General features: G+C 68.2%; 22 protein-coding genes and 1 pseudogene. 10 read left to right on the top strand and 13 right to left on the bottom strand.

From position 1 onward, the window contains the following. Nucleotides 1-44 precede the first annotated feature (44 nt). On the top strand, nucleotides 45-485 hold the full coding sequence (locus AB0M15_RS21230) for a MarR family transcriptional regulator (protein WP_363821396.1): 441 nt from the start codon (nucleotides 45-47) through the stop codon (nucleotides 483-485). Then, nucleotides 482-1,705, top strand: a complete 1,224-nt coding sequence (locus AB0M15_RS21225; RefSeq protein WP_363821394.1) for an epoxide hydrolase — start codon at nucleotides 482-484, stop codon at nucleotides 1,703-1,705. Before AB0M15_RS21230 ends, AB0M15_RS21225 begins: the two co-directional genes overlap by 4 nt. Nucleotides 1,706-2,079: 374 nt before the next feature. On the opposite strand, the gene AB0M15_RS21220 is transcribed toward AB0M15_RS21225, so the two are convergent. Together AB0M15_RS21220 and AB0M15_RS21215 are read right to left on the bottom strand one after the other, a co-directional pair. Then, entirely contained in the window at nucleotides 2,080-2,763 is a 684-nt protein-coding gene (locus AB0M15_RS21220) for a class I SAM-dependent methyltransferase (RefSeq protein WP_363821392.1), read from the bottom strand. Next, nucleotides 2,753-4,300, bottom strand: coding sequence for an ATP-dependent DNA ligase (locus tag AB0M15_RS21215; protein ID WP_363821389.1), 1,548 nt, complete (start codon nucleotides 4,298-4,300; stop codon nucleotides 2,753-2,755). Before AB0M15_RS21215 ends, AB0M15_RS21220 begins: the two co-directional genes overlap by 11 nt. A 128-nt stretch (nucleotides 4,301-4,428) precedes the next feature. On the opposite strand from AB0M15_RS21215, the gene AB0M15_RS21210 reads away from it, so the two are divergent. After that, the gene (locus AB0M15_RS21210) at nucleotides 4,429-5,367 is read left to right on the top strand and encodes a hypothetical protein (RefSeq protein WP_363821386.1); all 939 of its coding nucleotides are present in this window, start codon (nucleotides 4,429-4,431) and stop codon (nucleotides 5,365-5,367) included. 4 nt (nucleotides 5,368-5,371) lie between these two features. Here AB0M15_RS21210 and AB0M15_RS21205 read toward each other — a convergent pair whose 3' ends face one another. From AB0M15_RS21205 to AB0M15_RS21195, 3 genes are all read right to left on the bottom strand, one after another. Then, nucleotides 5,372-6,319: a Dyp-type peroxidase gene (locus AB0M15_RS21205; protein ID WP_363821384.1), complete on the bottom strand. Its 948-nt coding sequence runs from the start codon at nucleotides 6,317-6,319 to the stop codon at nucleotides 5,372-5,374. Between the two features lie 64 nt (nucleotides 6,320-6,383). After that, entirely contained in the window at nucleotides 6,384-7,790 is a 1,407-nt protein-coding gene (locus AB0M15_RS21200; RefSeq protein ID WP_363821382.1) for an aminotransferase class V-fold PLP-dependent enzyme, read from the bottom strand. Next, entirely contained in the window at nucleotides 7,787-9,106 is a 1,320-nt protein-coding gene (locus AB0M15_RS21195; RefSeq protein ID WP_363821379.1) for an MFS transporter, read from the bottom strand. Before AB0M15_RS21195 ends, AB0M15_RS21200 begins: the two co-directional genes overlap by 4 nt. A 56-nt stretch (nucleotides 9,107-9,162) precedes the next feature. Here AB0M15_RS21195 and AB0M15_RS21190 point away from each other — a divergent pair, with 56 nt between their 5' ends. Further along, on the top strand, nucleotides 9,163-10,806 hold the full coding sequence (locus AB0M15_RS21190) for a CPBP family glutamic-type intramembrane protease (RefSeq protein WP_363821376.1): 1,644 nt from the start codon (nucleotides 9,163-9,165) through the stop codon (nucleotides 10,804-10,806). Nucleotides 10,807-10,848: 42 nt separating this feature from the next. After that, entirely contained in the window at nucleotides 10,849-11,568 is a 720-nt protein-coding gene (locus AB0M15_RS21185) for an HAD family hydrolase (protein WP_363821373.1), read from the top strand. 64 nt (nucleotides 11,569-11,632) lie between these two features. Here the strand turns inward: AB0M15_RS21185 and AB0M15_RS21180 are convergent, their stop codons facing one another. The 5 genes from AB0M15_RS21180 to AB0M15_RS21160 all read right to left on the bottom strand — a co-directional run bounded on the left by AB0M15_RS21180 (nucleotide 11,633) and on the right by AB0M15_RS21160 (nucleotide 16,732). Beyond that, nucleotides 11,633-12,592 (bottom strand): sigma-70 family RNA polymerase sigma factor, encoded by a 960-nt coding sequence (locus tag AB0M15_RS21180; protein ID WP_343978973.1) that lies wholly within the window; start codon nucleotides 12,590-12,592, stop codon nucleotides 11,633-11,635. Nucleotides 12,593-13,111: 519 nt separating this feature from the next. Then, the gene (locus AB0M15_RS21175) at nucleotides 13,112-15,184 is read right to left on the bottom strand and encodes a S9 family peptidase (protein WP_363821369.1); all 2,073 of its coding nucleotides are present in this window, start codon (nucleotides 15,182-15,184) and stop codon (nucleotides 13,112-13,114) included. Nucleotides 15,185-15,198: 14 nt separating this feature from the next. Further along, nucleotides 15,199-16,002, bottom strand: a complete 804-nt coding sequence (gene xth / locus AB0M15_RS21170) for an exodeoxyribonuclease III (protein ID WP_363821367.1) — start codon at nucleotides 16,000-16,002, stop codon at nucleotides 15,199-15,201. After that, entirely contained in the window at nucleotides 15,996-16,262 is a 267-nt protein-coding gene (locus AB0M15_RS21165; RefSeq protein ID WP_363821365.1) for a DUF3817 domain-containing protein, read from the bottom strand. The genes xth and AB0M15_RS21165 overlap by 7 nt, the downstream gene beginning before the upstream one ends. Before the next feature lie 2 nt (nucleotides 16,263-16,264). Beyond that, a complete protein-coding gene (locus tag AB0M15_RS21160; RefSeq protein WP_363821363.1) occupies nucleotides 16,265-16,732 on the bottom strand; it encodes a DUF2269 family protein in 468 nt (155 codons plus the stop codon). Nucleotides 16,733-16,815: 83 nt separating this feature from the next. Here AB0M15_RS21160 and AB0M15_RS21155 point away from each other — a divergent pair, with 83 nt between their 5' ends. Beyond that, a complete protein-coding gene (locus AB0M15_RS21155; protein ID WP_363821360.1) occupies nucleotides 16,816-17,277 on the top strand; it encodes a MarR family transcriptional regulator in 462 nt (153 codons plus the stop codon). Between the two features lie 307 nt (nucleotides 17,278-17,584). Here AB0M15_RS21155 and AB0M15_RS21150 read toward each other — a convergent pair whose 3' ends face one another. Continuing rightward, nucleotides 17,585-18,175 carry a TetR/AcrR family transcriptional regulator gene (locus AB0M15_RS21150; protein ID WP_363821358.1) on the bottom strand — a complete coding sequence of 197 codons (591 nt, stop codon included), beginning with the start codon at nucleotides 18,173-18,175 and terminating at the stop codon, nucleotides 17,585-17,587. A 69-nt stretch (nucleotides 18,176-18,244) separates the two neighbouring features. Between AB0M15_RS21150 and AB0M15_RS21145 the strand changes: the two are divergent. From AB0M15_RS21145 to AB0M15_RS21130, 4 genes and pseudogenes are all read left to right on the top strand, one after another. Further along, nucleotides 18,245-19,132 (top strand): annotated as a pseudogene (locus tag AB0M15_RS21145) (SDR family oxidoreductase); the annotation flags it as partial. After that, complete coding sequence (locus AB0M15_RS21140) at nucleotides 19,129-20,283, top strand: saccharopine dehydrogenase NADP-binding domain-containing protein (protein WP_363821355.1); 1,155 nt, start codon at nucleotides 19,129-19,131, stop codon at nucleotides 20,281-20,283. The pseudogene AB0M15_RS21145 and the gene AB0M15_RS21140, both read left to right, overlap by 4 nt. Before the next feature lie 4 nt (nucleotides 20,284-20,287). Next, nucleotides 20,288-21,151, top strand: a complete 864-nt coding sequence (locus tag AB0M15_RS21135) for an alpha/beta fold hydrolase (RefSeq protein WP_363821352.1) — start codon at nucleotides 20,288-20,290, stop codon at nucleotides 21,149-21,151. Continuing rightward, complete coding sequence (locus AB0M15_RS21130) at nucleotides 21,148-21,540, top strand: YccF domain-containing protein (RefSeq protein WP_363821350.1); 393 nt, start codon at nucleotides 21,148-21,150, stop codon at nucleotides 21,538-21,540. The genes AB0M15_RS21135 and AB0M15_RS21130 overlap by 4 nt, the downstream gene beginning before the upstream one ends. A gap of 20 nt (nucleotides 21,541-21,560) precedes the next feature. Here the strand turns inward: AB0M15_RS21130 and AB0M15_RS21125 are convergent, their stop codons facing one another. Both AB0M15_RS21125 and AB0M15_RS21120 read right to left on the bottom strand, forming a co-directional pair. Then, nucleotides 21,561-22,820, bottom strand: a complete 1,260-nt coding sequence (locus AB0M15_RS21125; RefSeq protein WP_363821348.1) for an MFS transporter — start codon at nucleotides 22,818-22,820, stop codon at nucleotides 21,561-21,563. Between the two features lie 145 nt (nucleotides 22,821-22,965). Next, nucleotides 22,966-23,481: a hemerythrin domain-containing protein gene (locus AB0M15_RS21120; RefSeq protein ID WP_363821346.1), complete on the bottom strand. Its 516-nt coding sequence runs from the start codon at nucleotides 23,479-23,481 to the stop codon at nucleotides 22,966-22,968. Between the last annotated feature and the right edge of the window lie 34 nt (nucleotides 23,482-23,515).

Here is a 23,515-nt window from a genome sequence, read left to right as displayed (position 1 = left end):
AAATAGATGAGCCATTTATCTAAGTTTCTTATATAGTTAGTGGTGTGAGCCGAGAGCTGAGCATCAGCGAGCTGGTCGAGGTGATGGGGGAGTTCACTCGGATGAACATCCGGCTGCCTGCCATCCAGCGGCTGAGTTTTACGACGTTGTCTGTGTTGCACACGTTGGCGACAGTCGGGCCGCAGCGGCTCAGTGAGTTGACTGCCAGCGAGCAGGTCACGCAGCCGGCGGTTACGCAGATCGTCACGAAGCTGGAGCGGGAAGGGTTGGTCGAGCGGCGGCCGGATCCGTCGGATGGGCGGGCCGTGCTCGTGCACATCACCGCGGACGGGGCGGCGGTCGTTCGTGGGCGGCAGGAGGAGCGGATGGTGCGGTTGACCGAGCTCGCCGACCGGCTCACGCCCGCGGAACGTTCCAGGATCCAGGCGGCGCTGCCCGCGCTGACCCGCCTGGTCGAACTCCATCGAGCATCGGGTGAGGAATGAACGACTTTCCCTTGGAAACAACGCAGATCCACGTCTCGGACGAAGTACTCGACGATCTTCGCCAGCGGCTGGCGCTGACCCGCTGGCCGCAGGATGCCGGGAACGAGGACTGGTACTACGGAGTGCGCCGCGACTACTTGCAGGAGCTGGTCGAGTACTGGCGCACGGAGTACGACTGGCGGAAGGCCGAGGCGGCGATCAACGCTTACGAGCATTACCGCGTCGAGGTCGACGGCGTACCGGTGCACTTCCTGCGCAAGCCTGGCGTCGGGCCGAACCCGGTCCCGTTGATCCTCACGCATGGCTGGCCGTGGACCTTCTGGCACTGGTCGAAGGTGATCGATCCGCTGGCCGACCCGGCGTCGTTCGGTGGCGATCCGGCAGACGCGTTCGACGTGATCGTGCCGTCGTTCCCTGGCTTCGGGTTCTCGACGCCGTTGCCGGACAACCCGGACATGAACTACTGGAAGGTCGCCGACCTCTGGCACGAGCTGATGACGAAGACGCTCGGCTACTCGAAGTACGCTGCGGCCGGCTGCGATGTCGGCGCGATGGTGACCGGACAACTCGGCCACAAGTACGCCGATGAGCTCTACGCGATCCACATCGGATCCGGCCAGAAGCTCACCTTGTTCAATGGCGACCGCGGCTGGGACCTCAGCGGCGGCCAGCCCATCCCCGAAGGCCTGCCGCCTGCCGTCCATGCGCGCATCGTCGAGCTGGAGAAGCGTTTCGCCACCCATCTCGCGGTGCACGTCCTCGATCCGAGCACCCTCTCGTACGGTCTGTCGGACTCGCCCGTGGGCATGCTCGCGTGGATCCTGCAGCGCTGGCGGAGCTGGAGTGACAACGGCGGCGACCTGGAGACGGTCTTCTCGAAGGACGACCTCCTCACCCACGCGATGATCTTCTGGGTCAACAACGCGATCGGTACGTCGATCCGCACCTACTCCAACAACAACCGCTACCCGTGGACGCCGTCGCACGATCGCCACCCCACGATCGAGGCCCCGACCGGCATCACCTTCGTCGCCCACGAGAACCCACCCGGCGTCACCACCGATCGCCGGGTCCAGCACTTCCTCGACAGCGACCGGGCTCCTTGGTACAACCACGTCAACCTCACCGCCCACCCCACCGGCGGCCACTTCATCCCCTGGGAAATCCCCACGGAATGGACCACCGACCTCCGCAACACCTTCCGCCCCTACCGCCCCTGACCAACCTCCGCCAACGGCGTCCTCCCCGCCACCGGCACGGTTCTCAGCCGACTTTGTGCCCGACGTGAGTAGATCCGTCGCCCGCGGACGCTCAGGTGAAGCACTAGGTGCCTCAGGCAACTGGTTTCGGCGCCGGGATCGGGTTCGAGGGCTGTTTCGATGGTCGGCTGACGGGTTGTTCGGCGGCTGATGGCGACCAGCGGACGTCGGTGCATACCCAAGTCGGCGGGCAATCGCCTACCCCCGGCGTGTCGGGGCGGTTGGTGAGGGTTGTGTGTGCGTGGCGATTCGGCCGATCCATTGTCCCCTTGGCTGGGTGGGGGTGGTCGGTGGGTGCCACAGTGCCCATGGGACCAGGCGGTCCCCGTCCACCGTCAGTCGCGGAGGTACTCCGCTCGCCAGCGGTAGAGGTTGGGGTCGTTGGGGCTCGGGCTGCGCTCGAGCTGGATCAACTTGAGGTCGGGCGCGGTGAAAGCGTCGATTGCAGCCCGGGTCAACGGCCAGGGTGGGCCGTCAACTGCATCGTCCGGGGTGTTGTCGTCCCGGGCGGCGGCGATGACGACGAGGGTGCCGCCCGGGCGGACGAAGTCGGCGACATGGGCGGTGGCCTCGGGCTGGAGAGGGATCGGCAGCGCCTGGACGGTGTAGATCTCGACGACCAGGTCGAAGGCGCGGTGCCACTCGGCCGGTGGGTTGAGGAGGTCGGCGACCTGGTACGTCGCCTTGGAGTCGGGGTGGTTCCGCTCGGCCGTCTCGACCGCACTGCGGGAGATGTCGAAGGCGGTGGTGTCATAACCCTGGTCGGCGACGAGCTCCGCATCCCAGCCAGTACCTGCGCCGACCACGAGCGCCCGCTGCCCGGCGCCGTGCGGCTCGGCCGTCGCGACCCAGTCCAGCAGCAAAGGATGCGCGGCGCCGCGATCCCAGGGCAGGACGGCCGCACCCTCCGACGCGGCGGAGTACAGGCGCTCGAACCAGCCGGTCGGGTCGTCCTGCTCCAGTGCCTCGTGGGCCAGGCGGCGTGATGCGAGGTCGGGGTCGACGGGTTCACTCGTCATCGGTGGATCCTTCGCTGGGTTGGTGGATCGCGCGGACAGCCTGCACAGTGTCCACCTGGTCCGGGGTCTTGTCCTCGCGATAGCGCAGCACCCGCGCGAACCGCAACGCCATGCCCCCGGGATACCGCGTCGAGGTCTGTACGCCATCGAACGCGATCTCCACCACGATCTCCGGCCGCAGGTAGACCGTGTAGTCGTCGCGACGCGCCTCGATCTCCTGGAACCTCTCCGTCTGCCACCGGAGCAGCTCGTCGGTCAGCCCCTTGAACGTCTTGCCCAGCATCACGAACTCGCCGGTCTCCTCGTCGCGCGCGCCCAGATGCAGGTTCGACAACCAACCGGTACGCCGGCCGTGACCCCACTCCGCCGCGAGCACGATCAGGTCGAGCGTGTGTGTCTGTTTCACCTTGACCCAGCCGGACCCCCGGCGGCCCGCTTCGTACGGCACCGACAGCGACTTGACCATCACGCCCTCGTGCCCACGCTTGACCGCGTCGGTGAAGAACGCCTCACCCGCGTCGGCATCCGCTGTCACGAACCGCGGGATCCGGCGCTCCTCGGGCACCACCTTGCTCAGCCACTCGTGCCGCTCGGTCGAGTCGAGCCCGAGCAGGTCGTGCCCGTCGAGGTGCAGGATGTCGAAGAAGTACGGCGTGAGTGGAACCGTCTCGGGCCCGGTCGCCGCGCGCGTCGCAGTACGGGATCCGGTGACCTGGAACGCCTCCGGCCGTCCGTCCGCCCGCAGGGCGATCAGCTCACCGTCGAGCACGATCTTGTCGGCCTTCAGCTCCAGCACCGCGCTGACCACCTCGGGCACCCGGCTGGTGATGTCGTCGAGCGTACGGGTGTAGACCACGACGTCCGACCCGTCGCGGTGCACCTGGATCCGGATTCCGTCCAGCTTCCACTCGATCGCCGCCGGCGAGCCCGTCTTCGCGAGGGCCTCCGCGATGCTCGTCGCCGACTGCGCGAGCATCGGTTGCACGCCCCGGCCGACCTCCAGCCCGAACTGATCGAGCCCCGCCTCACCCTCGGTCAGCACGGCGACCGCAACGGGCGCTGCCGCGCCACGCAACATGGTCGCCGCCCGGATCTTCTCCAACGGAATCCCGGTCGCCTTGCCCACGGCATCCGCCATCACGCCGTCCAATGCGCCCTGCCGCAGCTCACCGCTGACCAGCAGCCGCAGGAACCGTTGCTCATCAGCGGTCGCCCGCGCGAACAACGCGTCGACCGCCTCCCGGCGCCGAGCCTGCGACCCGGCGCCCGCGAACTCCGACAGCTCGGCAAACGCCTGGTCGACCTCCTCGATCGTCAGCGAGGGCTCCGCGGCCGGCGCCGGCGCATCGGCGAGCGTCCGCCAGCCCACGCCGGTACGCCGTTGCCGCAGCTCGCCGGACAGGTACGTCACGACGATCTCCGTCTCCACCGCCTCGGTCGCCGTCGCCAGCAGCGTGGCGATCAGATCGGCCTTCGCCCGGCGCGACCTGGTCTGACTCAGCGAGGTCGAGGTGGCGACCACATCTGCGAGCAACATGCGTCCAGTCTCACCCACGCCACCGACATTTCCGGCCGCAACTTTCGCCGCGCCGCCTGCATCTACCTCTTTGTACAGGGTTGACTGGGGAGTCCAGGTCTAGACCGGTTCGGGCAGGGAGCGCAACCATGGGCGGTAACGGGCAGAGGCGACTTCGGGGCGTCTCAGCTGTTCTGAGCCTGATCTTGCTGGCCGGTCTGGGTGCGACGAGCGCGGCGGGAGCGGCCACGGAGGGGTCGGCCACTCCCGCAGTCGCTTGCAGCCTCAGCCTGGGGTCGGGCGGTGCGCGCGGCGAGCACAGTCGCCAGGAGATCAGGGCAACGGTCCCGCCGTCGATCACGCCGACCTGGACCACCGAGCACGTGTACACGGCCGGCGGGCCGTGGATGAGCAGCCGGTTCCAGTACGAGCCGGGCCCGGCGGGCGGCGGCCATGCCGACGGCTGGGTGGCCGTGGGCGATGGGCTGTACCGGAGTCAGTACAACACCGACGAGAACCAGCAACTCGTCGGGCGGCCGATCTACCGCAGGGTGGGCGGCGGCTGGGGCATGTTCCGCGCGTTCGAGGAATCGCAGTACGTCGATGCCTCCTTCGATCGCACCAACGAGTACGCGCTGCGCAACCAAGACGGCACTCTCTTCCGCTGGACCGTCGACGCGAAGGGCGGCTGGCACAAAGCCGGGACGGCGGCCGGCTTCTCGGCCGTCAAGGCGATGGCGCTGATCAGCAAGACCCGCACGTACGACACCTTCCTCGCGAACACCCACAGCGGCGGGCTGTACACGATCCACATCCCGACGAAGCTGCCGATGAAGCCGGTCGTGAAGGTCGTCCGGAAGTCGACCTGGCAGGGCTTCGACACGCTCATCGCCCAGGGCTGCGGCAATGGCGTTCTGCTGCTCGGCATCAACCGGGACACCGAAGTGGCCTACCTCTACGCCGTCGGCCATGCCAACGGGACTGCCACGCCGATCCAGAACCGCGGCAAACTGCCGGCCACCCTCACCCCTTCCACCTACTTCCGCTGGGGGTACATCCCAGACCTCGATCGGTTCGGTGGGGAGTAGTGAGTCAGGGTGCCGGTGGTAGGTCGTCGAGGAAGTCGGCGGTCGGTGTGTAGAAGAGCGTGCCGGTGACGGCGGTGGAGAAGTCGAGGATCCGGTCGTAGTTGCCCTCGGGCTCACCGAGGAACATCCGGTGCAGCATCAGCTCGGTGACGGCCGGGTCCTTGGCATAGCCGATGAAATAGGTGCCGAACTCCTGGCTGCCGATCGTGCCGAACGGCATGTTGTCGCGCAGGATCTGCTGCTCGTTGCCGTCCTCGTCCTCGATCACGTTCAGCGCGATGTGCGAGTTCGTCGGCTTCTTGTCGTCGTGCAGCTCGATGTCCTCGAGCTTCGTCCGGCCGATCACCAGCTCCTGCTGCTCGACGGTCAGCGCGTTCCACGCCTTCATGTCGTGCAAGTACTTCTGCACGATCACGTAGCTGCCGCCCGCGAAGTCCGGGTCCTCGTCGCCGATCAGGACGGCCTCGTCGGCCTCGGTGCCGGTCGGGTTCTCGGTGCCGTCGACGAAACCGAGCAGGTCGCGCATCTCGAAGTACTTGAAGCCGTGGACCTCGTCGACGACCGTCGCCGCGCCGTCGAGCTCCTTCATGATCTGCTGGGCCAGCTCGAAACACATGTCGAGCTGGGCGGCGCGGATGTGGAAGAGCAGGTCGCCGGGCGTCGCCACAGCTTTGTGCTTGGCGCCCTCGAGCTCGATGAACGGGTGCAGCTTGGCTGGGCGCGCGCCTGCGAACAGGCGGTCCCAGACGTCCGAGCCGATGCTGGTGACGCACGTCAGGTTGCCGGCCGGCACGCGGAAGCCGACCGCGCGGGTGAGGCCGGTGACGCGCTCGAGCAGGTCGCGCGCCTGCTCCTCGCCGCCGGGCTCGATCCGGACGACGAGGAAGATCGCCGATCCGGTCAGCGGGGTCAGCACGGACTGCGGCAGGGCACCGGTCGAATCGGTCACCATCGAGTAAATCCTCCAAACAATCGGCTGACGGCAATCAGCATGCAACGAGCAGTACGAGCCGGGCTCAGGTGGGTCGCATCAGGCGGTCGAGGAAGGCGATCAGGAGTGCCTCGCGCAGCCGTGGGGGAGCGACGTCGAGCAGCGCGTTCACCGGCGCCATCCGCTCGGGCAGCGTCTCACCCGACCCGAGCCCGGCGATCTCGAGCAACCCGTCGAAGGCCGCGTCGTCCAGCAGCGCGGGATCGAGCGCCTTGGCTGCTTCGGCCAGCTCAGGGGCGACCTGCACAGGTCCGGCTGCCTGCGCTTGTAAGACCGCTTGTTCGAGGGCCGCGATCAGCTCACCGAGCCTCGGCGCGGTCGCAGCGCTCATCGAGAGATGCAGCGACGCCGGTTGATCGCGGAAGCTGAGTTGCGGCTGCACGAACCACCCGCGGGAAACCATCTCGTCGGCGATCGTGAACACATCAGCCCGCTCATCACTCCTCAGCGCGACCAGCGTCGTCTCCGGGCGAGCAAGGACAGTCAACCCGTCGATGGCCCCGGCCGCCTCGGCCAGTTGGAGCGTCGCGTCATGCGAAGTACGGGCCAGTCGTTGGTAGCCGTCCTCGCCGATGTGCTGGACGACGGCCCACGCGGCGGCCATGGGAGCGCCCGATTTGGTCGACTGGGTGGTCGAGTTGAGCATCGTGTAGCCCGGCCAGTCCGCGTGCGCGAAGTACTGCGGCCGCCGCAGCCCGGCCGTTCGATGCAGCAGGATCGACGCGCCCTTCGGGGTGTACGCGTACTTGTGCAGGTCAACCGAAATGCTCGTCACCCCCGGTACTACGAAGTCGAACGGCGCGACCTCAACCCCACCGGCCCGCAGATACGGCAACACCCAGCCACCGATACACGCATCCACATGGAACCGAATTCCCCGCGCGCTAGCCACCGAAGCGATCTCGGGAATCGGATCGACGACCCCGTGCGCATACGACGGCGCACTCGCCACCACGAGCACCGTCGTGTCGTCGCAAGCCGCGGCCATCGCATCGGGATCGGCCTTGTACGTCGTCGCGTCGAAACCGACCGTGATCGCGCGGACCCCGAAGTAGTGAGCAGCCTTGTGGAACGCAGCATGCGCAGTCGACGGCAACACCATGGTCGGTTGCGCGATCCCCGGCGCGGCGTCGCGAGCGGTCTGCACCGCGAGCAGGATCGACTCGGTGCCGCCCGAGGTGACGGTGCCGACAGCCTCGTCGCCTTGCAACAGGCGAGCGGCCCAAGCGACCAGGTCGTTCTCCAGCGTGCGAAGGCTGGGGAAGACGGTCGGGTCGAGGCCGTTCGTTGCGCCGTACAGGGCGAGCGCTTGGCGGCCGATCTCGTCGGCCTCGGCCAGGCCGGAGTCGTAGACGTACGCGAGCGTGCTGCCGCCATGCGTCGGCAGATCGCCTTGCTGCAAGGCGCGCAGTCGGGCCAGTACGTCGGTCATCGGGCCTCCAGAACTTCTTCGGCGGTCAGCCGGTAGCGCTTCAGGGCAAAGAAGCTGACGGCGATCAGCAAAGCAGGGACCACCGACATTCCGATCACGATCGCTGTCAATGCTGACCCGGGTTGGATGACGTCCCGGTTGGTCGAGGAGACGTAGCCGCCGGCGGCCAGCACCAGTGCGTACAAACCTGGACCGAGCGCGAGGCCGAGTGTCTCGCCTGCTGTCCAGATGCCGGTGAAGACGCCGGCTCGGCGGACGCCGCTGCGCGCTGCGTCGACAGCAGCAACGTCAGGCAGCATGGCGAGCGGGAACACCTGTACGCCGGTGAAGCCGACTCCGACGATCGCGGTCGCGAGGTAGACGGACCAGGTGGGGACGTGCTGGGCGGGGATGACGGCGATCGCGCCGAGACCGAGGACGGCCGACGCGAGGAGGAAGCCGGTGCGCTTGCCGTATTTGTTGCCGATGGCAAGCCACAGCGGGCTGACCAGCAGCGCCGGGCCGACGACGCAGACGAAGGCGATGGTGGCGGCGCCGGGGTTTCGCAGGACGTACCGGGCGAGGTAGTCGATGCCGGCCAGCATCGACCCGATCGCGAGCGCTTGGAGGATGAGGGTGATGAGGAGCCAGCGGAAGTCGGCTGCTTGCGCGACGACGCGGAGTTGCTGGCGGAGGGTGCCGGTCGTTTCGCGGACGGCGCCGGTGGGGGCGCTGCGCGTTCCGTAGTACGCGCCGAAGGTGCCGATGGCGAGAAGGAGGGCGACGGTGAGCCCCATCGCGCGGTAGCCGTCGCGGCCGCCGATCGCGTCGCGGATGGCCGGGGCGCTGCCGCCGCTGATCAGGATAGCGATCGTCAGTACGGCGACGCGCCAGCTCATCATCCGGGTGCGTTCGGTGTAGTCGTCGGTGATCTCGGCGGGCATCGCGATGTACGGCACCTGGAAGAACGCGTACGCCGTCGCGCAGCCGACGAACGCGACCAGCACCCAGGCCGCGTCGAACACCTTCGAATCCAGATCCGGTACTGCGAACAGCAACGCGAAGCACGCCGCCAACGACAGTCCACCCCTGAGCAGGAACGGCCGCCGCGGACCTTGCGGCGACTGATGCCGGTCGGAGATCCGCCCCGCCACCGGATTGAGCACCACATCAAGCGCTTTGGGCAACAACACGATCGCTCCCGCTGCCGCGGCCGCGATCCCCAGCGTGTCGGTCAAGTACGGCAACAGCAGCAACCCCGGTACGGTCCCGAACGACCCCGTGGCCACCGAGCCCAACGCATACCCCACCCGAACCCGCACCCCCACAATGCCCATGCCCCGAAGCATGCCAGCCCCCACCCGTCATTGCCCCAATCTCATAGAGTCTCCCCATGGATCCCCACCAGGACCCGCCCCCCGCGGACACCCCCGACCCCCAACCCCCTGCACAGCCGCAACCACCGACCGAGGATGCCTGGCAAGCACCGGGCCAACCGCCGGCACAAGATGGCGGGCCGCAGCAGTCGGCTGATGGGCGGCAGGCGCCGGGGCAGCGGCCGCAGGACTTCACGGGTTGGCAGGCGCCTGGGCAGCCGCCGGTACAGCCGGGTGGCTGGCAGCCTCCGGCCGGCTGGTCGCCGCAGCAACCACCGCCCTACGGCGCACCGCCGCAAGGCCAGCAGTCCCCATACCCACCAGCACCGCCTTATCCCGGCGCACCTCAGCACCAAGGCCAGCCGCCCTACCCGGGCGCACCGCAACACCCAGGCCAGCCGTACCCGGGTGCACCGCAGTACCCGGGGGCACCGCAGCCTGGCCAGCAGTACCCAGGGGCGGCGCAGTATCCGGGGGCGGCCGGTGGGTATCCGGGGCCGGCTGCGGGTGGGCCGCAGTACGGGGCTGTGCCGGGGAGTCAGCCTTATCCGGGGGCTCCGCCGTACGGGGCGCCGGGAGGGGCGCCCTATGCGCCAGGACCCGGGTATCCGCAGCCGGGGCAGCAGCCGGCGCCGTACGGGTATCAGGCGTATCCGCCGCAGCCGTATGGGCAGCAGCAGTTTGGGGTTAAGGCGGAGAGGGTTGTGCCGGCTCCGGTGGGGACGCCGTTTCATCGGATGGCGCGGACTCCGTTGCACCGGTGGTGGCGGCCGATTGTCGGGTCGATCGTGCTCGGACTGCTGGCCATCTTCACGACGATTCTCATCCTGGTCGTCTGGTTCGGCATCTCGCCCAACGACTCCACCGACGAGGACACGAACGCGTTCTTCAACAACCCCACCGAGGACATCGCCTCCAACCTGGTACTCCTCGGCATCCTCACCCCGCTCGTCCTGCTGACCGTCCGCTGGATCCAGCGCCGCCCAGCGTTCAGCGTCGCCTCGGTCCTGCAGAAGATCCGCTGGCGCTGGCTGGCGTTGTGCTGCCTGCCCGGCCTCGCCTACCTGGTCCTGAACATCGTCCTGGGCATCGGCTTCGACGCACTCTTCCCGAACGCCGACACCAGCGCGGACACCGGCGACGACGGATCCTGGGTCGGCTGGGGCCGTTTCGTCGTACCGGCCCTGGTGATCCTGGTCCTCGTCCCGTTCCAGTCAGCGGCCGAGGAGTTCGTGTTCCGCGGCTGGCTGGTCCAGGCGATCGGCGCCTACGGCCCGGACAACACGGACGGCAACACCTTCGTCAAAAACCTCAAGCGGCTCTTCCGTTCGCCCTGGCCGGCGCTCGTGGTGAGCAGCGTCGCCTTCGTCCTCGGGCACGGGTACACCGGCTGGGCGATGGCCGACATCTTCCTGTTCGCGATGACCGTCGGCTGGCTGACGATCAGAACCGGGGGACTGGAGACCGGCATCGCGCTGCACTCGGTCAACAACATCATCGCGTTCATGATCCCCGCCGCACTCGGCCAGCTCTCCGACTGGTCCGACCAGGGCGGCGCGCACTGGTCGGTCTTCGTCCTCGACGTCCCGTGCATCGCCGTGTACGCCGCCGGCGTCCTCTGGCTCGCCAAACGCAACAACATCGCGCGGGTCAGCCAATAAACCGGGCGAGTTCTGTCGGTCCGCTCTGGCAAGGTATCCGCCGTGACGAACGCGAAGACTGAACCGATCGAAGCCGTCCTGTTCGACTGGGGCGGCACCCTCGCCACCTGGCACGACATCGACCTGTACGACGTCTGGCGGTCCGTGGCCGCCTTGATCGACGAGCACCGCGCCGACGAGCTCGCCACCCGGCTGCTCGACGCCGAGAACTCGATCTGGCGCCGATCCCGCGACGAGCACCTCAGCAGCACCCTCGAGGAGGTCTGCCTGCTGGCCGACGTCGCGATGACGCCGGCGGCGTTGGCGGAGTACGACCGGCGCTGGCACCCGCACACCGAGCTGGCGCCGGACGCCGTCGACACCCTGCGCGCGCTCCGCGATCGCGGACTCAAGATCGGCGTGCTGTCGAACACGATCTGGTCGCGACAGCGCCACGAGGACATCTTCGCCCGCGACGGCGTCCTCGAGTTGCTCGACGGCGCCGTCTACACCAGCGAGATCCCGTACTCGAAGCCGCACCCCGAGGCGTTCAGGTCCGCCCTGCGTGCCGTGAAGGTGGACGAGCCATCCACCGCCCTGTATGTCGGTGACCGGCTGTTCGACGACGTCTGGGGCGCGCAGAACGTCGGCATGCGGGCCGCCCACATCCCGCACAGCGCGATCCCCACCGAGCAGATCGGCCACACCGAAGGCGTCCCCGACGCCACCATCCAGAACCTCGCCGACCTGCTCCCGCTCATCGACAATTGGAACGCCCGCTAGACGTGAAGAACCCCCGGGCCGCGGTGGCGGGCTCGGGGGTTCTTGGGGGAGTTGGTGGTGCGGGTCAGGCGGCCAGGGTGGGGTCTGCCAGGAGGCGCAAGCGCCCCAGGGCCTCGCGCTCGATCTGGCGGACGCGCTCGGCGGAGATGCCGTGCACCGCGCCGATGTCGGCGAGCTTGGCCTGGCGGCCGTCGTGCAGTCCGTAGCGGCGACGGATCACGTCCGCCGACCGCGGGTCGAGCTGGTCGACCAGGCTGAACAGGCCGGACCGGTCCGACGCGTCCGCGACCAGCTGGTCCGGCCCCGGCGCGGTCTCGGCCGCGATCAGGTCGCCCAGCGAGGTCTCGCCCTCGTCGTCGATCGGGTTGTCCAGGCTGATGTGGTCCCGGCCGATCCGGATCAGGTCGGTCACCCGCTCCGGGTCCAGGTCCAGCTCCTCGGCGATCTCGGCGATCTCCGGCTCACGCCCGAGCTTGCGCTCCAGCGTCCGCCGGGCCGACCCGATCTGGTTCAGCTGCTCCACCACGTGCACCGGCAGCCGGACCACACGGGCCTGCTGCGCGATACCACGGGTGATCGCCTGCCGCACCCACCAGGTCGCGTACGTCGAGAACTTGAATCCCTTGCGATAGTCGAACTTCTCCACCGCGCGGATCAGGCCCGTGTTGCCTTCCTGGACCAGGTCCAGGAGCGGCATCTGGGACCGTCCGTAGCGGCGGGCGATCGAGACCACCAACCGGAGGTTCGCGGTCACGAACCGCTGCTGCGCGCGCTGGCCCTCTTCGGCCAGCCACTCGAGCTCTTCCTCCGTCGCATATTTGGGCGCTCCGCCCTTCTTGCGTCCAACCCGCCCCTCGGCCAGCAGTTGCTCCGCGAGGAGACCTGCCTCGACCGTTTCAGCGAGCTCGACTTCTTCTTCCGCGGTCAGCAAAGGAGTGCGAGCGATCTCTTCCAGGTAGAGACCGACGCTGTCCTTACCGTCGATACCGTCGTCCGTGGACCGGACACGAGCCATGCGAGCCACCGAAACTCCCTTCGTCGTTACATGGAGAGCAACGCTCGAGTGAGGTTCAAGATTCCACGATGAGTGTGTAAACAGCCTGAACGTTCCCTGAGATTTCCCGGCACCCTCATTCAGTGGAAACCCGGCCCCGATCCCCGCTCAGCGGCCCGCTTCTGCGCGCCCTGAGCACGCGGCGAGCAGGATCGGCTTGTGTTACGGGGTTTTCGGCCCGGAATGGCGCCCGGAATAGCTCTCAGCTTTCTCATCGAACGCCCTGAATACCTGCTTCAGCAGCCATTCAGGGGCCCCAAAGATGTGTTGCAGGACACATCTTCAAATCACTCTCACCGTTACAACACCGCCGGTACCCGCAGCGTTCCCGGCTCACACGCTCCCGACGTCCGCACCAACCAGCGACCTTGAACACCAAACGGCGACCCGGGACAGGAAATAACGTGTCCGAGGTCGCCGCTGGGTGTTCAAGGTCGCTGGTTGGTGGTCGGCGCGGGTGCCGTGAGGGCGCCGAGGCCGGCCGGCCGGTCAGGCCAGGCCGAGGGTGTCCAGCTCCCAGGCGAGGGTGAAGGCGACCTCGCGCCAGGCGTCGTACCGGCCGCTGCGGCCGCCGTGGCCGGCGTCCATCTCGGTCTTCAGGAGCACGTCGACGGTGCCGCTGGCGGTCGCGCGCAGCTTGGCCACCCACTTGGCCGGCTCGACGAAGAAGACGCGGGTGTCGTTCAGGCTGGTGATCGCGAGGATCCGCGGGTACTGCTGGGCCCTCACGTTCTCGTACGGTGCGTAGGACTTCATGTACTTGTAGACCTCGGGGTCCTCGAGCGGGTTGCCCCACTCCTCCCACTCGATCACGGTCAGCGGCAGCGACGGGTCGAGGATGGTCGTCAGCGCGTCCACGAACGGCACCTCGGCCACGACGCCGCCGAAGGCCTGCGGCGCCAGGTTGGCGATCGCGCCCATCAGCAGTCCGCCGGCCGACCCGCCCTGCGCGACGATCCGCTCAGGCTTGGTCCAGCCGTCCTCGACGAGGTGCTCGGCGGCCGCGATGAAGTCGGTGAACGTGTTGCGCTTGGTGAGCATCTTGCCGTCGTCGTACCAGTGCCGGCCGAGCTCGCCGCCACCCCGCACATGCGCGATCGCGAACACCACACCCCGGTCCAGCAGCGACAGCCGCGGGATCGAGAACCACGGGTCCATCGAGCTCTCGTACGACCCGTAGCCGTAGAGCACGATCGGCGCGTTCCCGTCCTTGCCCACGTCCTTGCGCGCGACCAGCGAGATCGGCACCCGAGTGCCGTCCGAAGCGGTCGCCCACTCCCGGTACTGCGTATAGGCGCTGAGATCGACCCCACCGAGCACCGGCTGCTGCTTGAGCAGTCGCCGCTCACCCGTCGCCACGTCCACATCGAACGTCGACCCCGGCGTCACCAACGACGTGTAGCCGAACCGGTACCGCGTGTCCTGCCACTCGTCGTTGCGCCCCGGCGACACCGTGTAGATCGGCTCGTCGAAGGTCAGCGCCTCCGGTGCACCGAAGGAGTCGCCCTCACGCCGCATGATCGCCAGCTCGGTGAGGGCGTCGCGACGGCGGTACAGGATGACGTGATCGGCGAAGGCGTCGACACCGAGCAGCCGGCTCGACTCGTCGCCCTCGATCAGCGTGGTCCAGTCACCGGGGGAGTCGAGCGGTGCCGTGGCCAGCGAGAAGTTGGACGCGTCGGCGTTGTGCACGATCAGCAGCTGGTCGCCTGCGTGCTCGACGTCGTACTCGACGCCCTCCCGCCGTGGCACGACCACTACAGGCTCGCCCGTCGGGTCGGCGGCGTCGAGCAGCCAGGCCTCGCTGGTCAGCTTGCTGCCGAGGGAGATCATGATGGCCTGCTCGTTGCGGGTCAGGTCGACGCCGACCCAGAACCGCTCGTCCGGCTCCTCCATCACCAGCACGTCCTCGGCGGCGCCGAGGGTGTGCCGCCAGACCTGGTGCGGCCGCCAGGCGTCGTCGACCTTCGTGTAGAAGATCGTCGAGCCGTCGGTCGACCACGCGGAGCCGTAGTGCACCCCGGGCAGCTCGTCCGGCAGCAGTTCGCCGCTGTCGAGGTCCTTGATCCGCATCGTGAAGCGCTCGTCGCCGGTCAGGTCGACCGAGTACGCGAGCAGCCGGCCGTCGGGGGAGACGTCGACGGTACCGAGCGAGAAGAACTCCGAGTCGCCGGCCAGCTCGTTGCCGTCCAGCAGCACCTCTTCGCCGGGGATCTCGCCGTCGGTCGCGGGCGGCTCGTCGCCGGCCGCCTTGACCCGGCAGCTCAGCGCGTACTGCTTGCCCTCGATCGTACGGGCGTAGTACCAGAAGCCGCCGCTGCGGGCCGGGACGCTGAGGTCGGTCTGCAGGGTCCGGTCGGAGATCTCCGAGAAGATTGCCTCACGCAACGATTCCAGGTGCTCGGTGCGGGCCTCGGTGTAGCTGTTCTCGGCTCGCAGGTAGTCCAGCACCTCGTCGTTCGTCTTGTCCCGCAACCACTCGTAGTCGTCGACGAAAACGTCTCCGTGGTGCGTACGTTCGATCGGCTTGCGGGCGGCTACTGGCGGCTTCAACTCGGACATGCCGCGAGACTAACTCAGATCTGGTAGCTCGCGACGACCGGCGCATGGTCGCTCCAGCGCTCCGCATAGGTCGGTGCCCGATGGATCTCACACGAGGTCGCGGCGGCGGCGAGTTCGGGGGAGGCGATCTGGTAGTCGATCCGCCAGCCGGCGTCGTTGTCGAAGGCTTTTCCGCGCCACGACCACCAGGAGTACGGCCCCGGTCCCTCGCCGCCGAAGCGCCGGCCGAGGTCGACCCAGCCGGCCTCGAACAAACGATCCAGCCAGGCCCGCTCCTCGGGCAGGAAGCCGCTCTTCTTCCGGTTCGCCTTCCACGCCTTCAGGTCGACCTCGCGGTGCGCGATGTTGAGGTCGCCGCAGACCAGCACGTGCCGCCCGTCGGCGCGGAGTGCCGACAGCCGCTCGGTGAAGGCATCGAGGAAGGCGTACTTCTCCGCTTGCCGCGGCGGAGTTTCGAACTCGCCGGTGAACACATAGGTGCTGATCGCGGTCAGCGTCGAACCGTCGTCGAGCACCACATCCGCCTCGACCCAGCGCCCACTCCCGCTGAACCGCTCCGGACCGATCTCCGCATTCTCCTGCTTGATCGGCCGCCGACTCGCGACAGCAACTCCGGCCCGACCCTTGTGCCCTTCCAGCGCCGGCTCCGCATGCGCGATCTGCCAGTCGGCACCCAGGTGGTCACGCAGTACTTCGTCAGTCGCCCGTACTTCCTGCAGCAGCAACAGATCCGGATCGGTCTCCTCGAGCCACCCCGCCATCCCTCGCCGGTACGCCGCCCTGATCCCGTTCACGTTAACCGTCGCAACCTTCAGCACCCCGGCACTTTAGCCGCCCGCAGACTGCGCACCGCGAGGTAGCCGCCGATTCCCGGCACCAAGGCCAGCAGCTTCGTCCGGCCGGTCGCGCCGGCCACGGTGAACGCACACACGATCGACACCAGGTACGCCGTACCGTGAGTCGGCCCGAGTGCGGACGAGACGGCCGGCCAGTGCACGGTGAAGAGGTTCGCGAAGAGCAGGCAGACGCTGACCGCTTCGACCGCCGCGGCGAGCTTGAGCACCTTGAGAGTCGTCATCGTCAGACCCCCGTGGTCGAGCCCGGGCGGATGATCATCAGCACGACCACGGTCGCCCAGAGCAGCCCGAACACGCCTGTCTTCATCGACAGCGACCGGGCCCGGCCGACCAGGGACTCGCGCAGTGCCGGATCCCCGTCGACCGCGGCGACGATCTCGGACTGGCCGGGCAGCACGACCACTGCCAGTACGCCGGCCGCCGCGGCGGTGAGCACCATCGAGACGATCAACCAGGCCTCACCCAGCACCCCCAGACCGGCGCCGACCGCGAGCCCGAAGACTGGCACGGTCAGCCCGCCGATCGCGTACCCCCGGGTGATCCGGTGCAACACCCGCAGTACCGCGCCGGCCGGCTCGTCGGCGGCCAGCTCCCGGCGCGCGATCGGCGGGAACATGCTTGCTGCGACCGTCACCGGTCCGACGAAGATGATGGCGGCGAGCACGTGCACGCTGAGCAGGAACTTGTTCATCGCTCTCCCTGAAGAGGTTAGTTTCAGTCAGACTGTAACTGAGGTACCAGCCCGACTGAAACCGCCCCTGCGATGATGGCGCGGTGACCGAAACCTCAGGTGGGCCGCCGAGCAACGCCACGATGAGTCCGGCGTTGCTGCTGATGATGCTTGGCCGGCAGTTACGCGAGCAGGCCGAGGCGGAGTTGCGCGAACAGGGCCTGTCGATGCGGCACTTCTCGGCTCTCGGGCACCTCGCTCACCAGCCCGGCCTCTCCTACAGCGAACTGGCCCGCCGCGACGGCATCACCACCCAGAGCATGCAGGCCACGCTGCGTCAGTTGCAGGAGTTGGGCGCCGTCGAGTTGCTCACCGAGCCCGGTCGCGGCCGGACCGCCGACCTCCAGGTGACCGAAGCGGGTCAGGCGCTGCTCGAACGCGGCCGAGCTGTACTACGGGCCACTGACGCCCGCCTATCTGATGCCATAGGCAATGAAAATGCCGCGGCTGTAGCCACCTTCGCCTTGCAGGTCCTGGTCGCACTGAAGACCGGTACGCCGGAGTAAGCGCGCCCGCATGATGATGCGGGCCACTGCGGACGGGGCAGTGTGGTTGCGGAGTTGGTGTGGTGAGGGACTGCGGTTTGCGTGGCGCTACGGCCGAGGATGCTGTGGCGTGGCGTGCCGGATGGCTGGGTGGGGTTTGATGGGCCGGTGGTCCGGTTCACCAGGCAAGCACAACCCACCGCGGCGAACGTTTACCCCGGTGTGTCGGGGTGGTTCGGGAGGGTTGTGCGTGCATGGCGGCCCTCGGGCAGCCCGGTGGCGCTATCCACAGTCCTCAGTAACGCCAACAACCCATCCAGCAGCACCCTCACTCTGCGGTCGTACCGAGGATCGCGTCGAGGGAGCGTTCGCAGAGGTGTTCCAGTTCGTCGGGGGAGACCGTCGGGTTGTCGATCCAGCGCAGGAGGGTCTGCTCGACGTAGCCCTGCCAGCCGTGGCAGGCGAGTTCGACTGATGGGGTGACGTCGATCCCGCGCTGGGCGACCGCGTTGATCACCCATTGGCTGAAGACCTGGCGGAGCTCGGAGTGCAGGGCCCGTACGGCCGGGTCGCCGGCCGCCGACATCAGGAGCGTCGCGCGGTAGAGCTGAGGTGCCTCGAGGACGGCTCGGACGAAAGCCCGGATGCCGCTGCGGAGTTGCTCCGCCGGGGGAAGCGAGAGGTCGGGGGCGGTCCGCAGCATCACCTCGGCGGCGGCTGCCTCGATCACGGCGTACTGGAACTTCTTCTTCGAGCCGAAGTAGTGGAAGAGAAGGGCGGGGGAGACGCCGGCCTCGGCGGCGACGAGTTCGACGCTCAGCTCGCGGTGCGGGTCGGCCTCCAGGACCCGGCGGGCGGCGTCGAGGATCTGGGTCCGGCGCTCCGCGGGCTGCAACCGGGCGGACGAGGTCTGGCTCACGGACCCAGTGTATTGAGTAATCGGTCAACAAGCACTTACTGTTGAGTATCCACTCAACAGGCGGAGGTCACGATGGCTGGCAAGGTCGTACTCATCACCGGCGCGTCCCGCGGGATCGGAGCGGCCGTCGCACGCCGGCTGGCGGGCGCGGGCGACACGCTCGCGCTGGTCGGCCTGGAGCCTGACGAGCTGAAGAAGGTGGCCGAGGACTGCGGTCCCAACGCCGGCTGGTGGGAGGCCGACGTCACCGACACCGACTCGCTGCGGACCGCGGTGGAGGCGATCGCCGAGCGCTACGGCCGGATCGACGTCGTCATCGCCAACGCGGGCATCGCGGCACCCGGCTTCACCCGGAGCATGGACCCGGCCGTCTGGGAGCGCGTTCTCGACGTCGACCTGTACGGCGTCTGGCGGACCGTGCACCTGACGCTGCCGCACCTGCTGGCGAGCAAGGGCTATCTGCTCCTGGTGTCGTCGCTGGCCGCCATCGTCCACATCCCCGGGCTCGCGTCGTACAACGTGGCCAAGGCCGGTGTCGAGGCGATGGGCAACAGCCTCCGGTCCGAGCTGAAGCACCTCGGCGTGGACGTCGGCGTCGCGCACCTGACATTCGTCGACACCGACATGGTGCGCGGTGTCGACGAGCACCCAGTGTTCGGCAAGGTCCGTACCGGCGTCCCGCTGATCAGCAAGACGTACCCCCTCGAGTTCGCTGTCGACAAGCTCGAGCAGGGCATCAGGAAGCGCTCTCGCGTGATCCACGTGCCTGGCTGGATCAGCGTGCTGAAGATCTTCCGCACGTTGCTCCCGCACGTGATTGAGCTAGGCGCCCGCTTCAACGTGCCGAAGGCCGACCGCGCCGCACTGGCCGACATCGAGGCCCGAGGCGCTGCAGCCTCCTCACGCGCTTCGGGCGCCGGCGGCAAGGCCGACTCCGAAAAGGCCGCCAACCGATGAGCCGCCCGTACGACGTAGTCATCTTCGGTGCGACCGGCTTCACCGGCGAACTCACCGCCCAGTACCTGGCCAAGAACGCCCCGGCCGAGTTGAAGTGGGCGCTGGCCGGCCGCAACAGCACCAAGCTGGAGGCGGTCCGTTCCAAGCTGGGTGTCGACGTCGACCTGCTCATCGCCGATGTCGACGACGCCGTCTCACTCAAGAAGATCGCCGAGGCAGCCCGGATCGTCGTCACCACGGTCGGCCCCTACGTCCGGTACGGCGAACCGCTGGTGGCCGCGTGTGCCGAAGCGGGCACTGACTACCTCGACCTCACCGGCGAGTCCGAGTTCGTCGACCGGATGTACGTCGCCTACAACGCGAAGGCGGTCGAGACCGGCGCCCGGATCATCCACTGCTGCGGTTTCGACTCGATCCCGTACGACCTGGGCGTCCAGTACACCGTCGAGCAGTTGCCGAAGAACGTCCCGATCAAGGTCGACGGGATGATCCGGGCCGGCGGCAAACCGTCGGGCGGCACCCTGCACACCGTGATCACCGCCCTCTCCCGCGGCAAGCAGAACCTCGACGCCCACCGCGCCCGTCGCCGGGCCCAGCCGCGTCCGGAGGGCCGGTCGGTCAAGGTCGTGACCGGCAGGATCCACCGCAGCCAAGGCTTCTGGGCCGTCCCGCTGCCGACCGTCGACCCGCAGATCGTGGCGAACTCGGCCGTGCTGCTGGACGAGTACGGACCTGACTTCCGGTACTCCCACTTCGCGGCCGTGAAGCAGCTGCCCGTGGTCGCCGGTGGCATCGCCGGGATCGGTCTGCTCGCCGTCGCCGCGCAGATCCCGCCGGCTCGCAAGGCGATTCTGAGCCGGATCAAGACCGGTGAGGGGCCGAGCGAGGATCGCCGCGCGAAGTCCTGGTTCAAGGCCCGCTTCGTCGGCGAAGGCGGCGGCAAGCGCGTCGTCACCGAGGTCTCGGGCGGCGATCCGGGCTACGGCGAGACCGCCAAGATGCTGGCCGAGTGCGCGCTCTCGCTGGCGCTCGACTCGCTGCCCGAGACGTCCGGCCAGGTCACCACGGCGTCGGCGATGGGGCCGGCGCTGCGCCGGCGATTGGTTGCCGCAGGCATCAAATTCGAGATCCTGAGCGTCGAGGACTACTGAGATCGTGCGCTACGTGACGAGCGCCGACGGGACGCGGATCGCCGTCTACGAGTACGGCGACGCGACGGCCCCGGTGCTGATCGCGATCCACGGTTATCCGGACAACGCGACGCTCTGGGAGCCGGTCGCGCGCAGGCTGGCCGAGCACTTCCGGGTGATCACGTACGACGTCCGCGGGGCGGGGGAGTCGGACCAACCGCGGCAGCGGGCGGCGTACCGGTTGGAGCGGCTCGAGGAGGACTTCACCGCGGTACTGGATGCGGTATCGCCCGGGCAGCCGGTGCAACTGCTTGCGCACGACTGGGGATCGATCCAGTCGTGGCACTTCGTGACGAGTGAGCGGCTGCAGGGGCGGATCGTCTCGTTCGTGTCGATCTCCGGGCCGTCGCTGGATCACGTGGGCTACTTCCTGCGGAGCCGGTGGCGGTCGTGGGAAGGGCTGAAACAGCTCATGCACTCCTGGTACGTCTTCTACTTCCAGCTTCCGTGGCTGCCCGAGCGCGGCTGGCGGAAGGGGTGGGCGCATCGCGTGTTCGGCCGGCTCGAGCGCAGCGCCGGCGGGACGACTCCTGCCGAGGGAGAGCGCTCGCTGGGGGACTACGTCAACGGGCTCAACCTGTACCGGGCGAACGTGCTGCAGCGGCTGGCGCGTCCGCGGGAGCGGCGTACCGGCGTACCGGTGCTGGCGGTTTCGCCCGACGGGGATGCGTTCGTGACGACGCCGATGCAGACCGACGTGGCGCGGTGGGCCCCCAACCTGAGCGTGCAGGTGGTCAGGGGAGGCCACTGGATGCCCCGGAATGATCCCGGACTGGTGGCCCGATTGACCCTCGAGCACACCCGCCGGGTGGCAGGCTGGAGGGCATGAGAACGATTCTGAACTTGATCTGGCTGGTGCTGGCCGGTTTCTGGCTGGCCGTCGGCTACGTCGTCGCCGGTTTGATCTGCTGCATCCTGATCGTCACGATCCCGTTCGGCATCGCGTCGTTCCGGATCGCCGGCTACGCGCTCTGGCCGTTCGGCCGGACCGTCGTGGACAAGCGCAGCGCCGGCGCCGGGTCCGTCCTCGGCAACATCATCTGGGTGATCGTGGCCGGCTGGTGGCTGGCCCTGGGCCACCTCGTCAGCGGCATCGCGCTCTGCGTCACGATCATCGGCATCCCGCTCGGCCTGGCCAACTTCAAGCTGATCCCGATCTCGCTGCTCCCACTCGGCAAGGAGATCGTCCCCTCGGACCAGCCCTTCGCCACTCGATGAGCTCACTGACCGTCCTCGGGTCAGTCTGGGAGGCGGGCGTGGCGGAAGCGGCTGAGGTTCAGCCAGAGGGCCTGGATAACCATGATGGTGACTCCTACCCACAGCGCCAGGTGGATGCCGTAGTGGTCGGCGAGGATGCCGCCGAGTGGGGCGCCGACGACGATCATCGCGCGGTTGAGCGAGCGGGTGGTCGCGTTCATCCGGCCGAGCAGTCCGGCTGGGGTGATGGACTGGCGGTAGGCCATCTCGATCGGGCCGTCGAGGCCTAGCGAGATGCCGAACAACAGCTGCCCGGCGCACAGCAGCGCGATGCCGCCGAGCGAGTCACCGGCCAGCGGCGCCGTCAGATAGGCGAGCGGACTGAGCCAACGGCACACGATGATGCCGGGTCCGACGCCGAAGCGGCGTCCGTACCAGCTGGAGGCACCGGCCCCGAGCACCGAGCCGATCCCGGTGAAGCCCAAGGTGACGCCGAGTACGACGGCACCGGAAGAACGCGCCGCCGCCCCACCGTGGTCGAACCCGAGGACGTACGCCAGGTAGACCGTCGTGAGCAGACCCTGGCCGATGAACCACAGGTGCGAGGTCAGCGTGACCGGGCCGAAGGCAGGGTTGCGGTAGACCCAATTCAGCCCCTCGCGGATCTCGCGGCGCAGATGCCGCGGCTGATCCTTGCCCAGGGCAACCTCCGGTTCGAGGGTCCGGACGGTGCTGAGCAGGATGGCCGAGACGAGGTACGAGATGGCGTCGAGCAAGATCGCGAGCGGCGCGCCGATGATGCCGATCACCACGCCGGCCAACGGTGTACCGGCGCTCTGGGCAACGGCAGCGCTCTGCTCCAGGCGGGCGTAGGCCGCGGTCAGCAGTGGCTTGGGCACGAGTACCGGCGGGAACGACTGATGCGCCGCGTCGTACACGATCGAGAGAGAGCCGAACGCCAACGTGACGCAGACCAGCAGGGGATAGGTCAGCGCGTCGAGGGCGGCCGCGAGCGGAAGTATGCCGAGCACGACGGCGCGCGCGAAGTCAGAGCCGATCAGCAGCGGCCGGCGGCGATGCCGATCGACGTAGACGCCGACGAGCAGCCCGAACAGCGGATACGGCATCCACGCGGCCGCACGCAGGATCCCCAGCTCGGTCGTACTGACGTGCAGAGTGAGCTTCGCGATGATCGGCACGGCCAGCGCGGTGAAGGCCGACCCCGCCATCGACACCGCGTCCGCGGTCCAGAAGCGCACATACCCCGGATGCTCCAGCAACGGATACCGACGGCGCCCCATCCCGCAGACCCTATGGGACCGCCCCCGAGACGATCCCGCCGCCTTGGGCACGGGCCAGTCGCACTGACGCCGATTCTGGCGACTGGCCCGTGCTCAAGGCCGGCAGGCTCCACCGCAGCACCCCACCTGCCGGCGGTGGGCGCTGCTAGCTCTTCGCTTCCTCGACCAACTTGCGGACGTTCTCGATCGAGCCGCAGCCGCTGTCGATCAATCGGGCACGCTCGGCGGCGAAGGCCTCGCCGAGCTTGGCCCGGTCGTCCGCAGCGACATCGGTCTTGGCCGGGTTGAGGACGTCGCGCTCCTCCTCGTCGAGGTGGTGCGACAGCGCCTCGGAGAGTTCGTGCGTCTTGTCGCTGAACTCCTCGCTCGACGTGTCCTCGACCTCCATCAGCGCTAGCAGCGCTTCGTTGCCCTCGTCATGTTCGTGCTCGGAGTGCTCGACCTCTTCGGCGTCGATCGCGTCCTTCTTGCGCAACGACGGATAGACCGTCGACTCCTCGGCCTCGGCATGCGCGATCAGCACGGTCGCCAGATCCGACAGCACCGCGGCCCGATCAGCCTGTACGTCGCGCAACTCACGCAAGGCTTCCTCGAACCAGCGATGGTCGGCGAGGATGACCTCGACCACATCGCCACCGGTCTGCTGCAGGATCTTCGGCATACGCACGTCCTCCAAATTGAAGCTGCTGTGGGCG

It is taken from the genome of Kribbella sp. NPDC051718 (assembly GCF_040681515.1).
GTDB lineage: Bacteria > Actinomycetota > Actinomycetes > Propionibacteriales > Kribbellaceae > Kribbella.
Note: the sequence above shows the minus strand (reverse complement) of the source record. Positions and strands in the feature narration are given on the sequence as shown.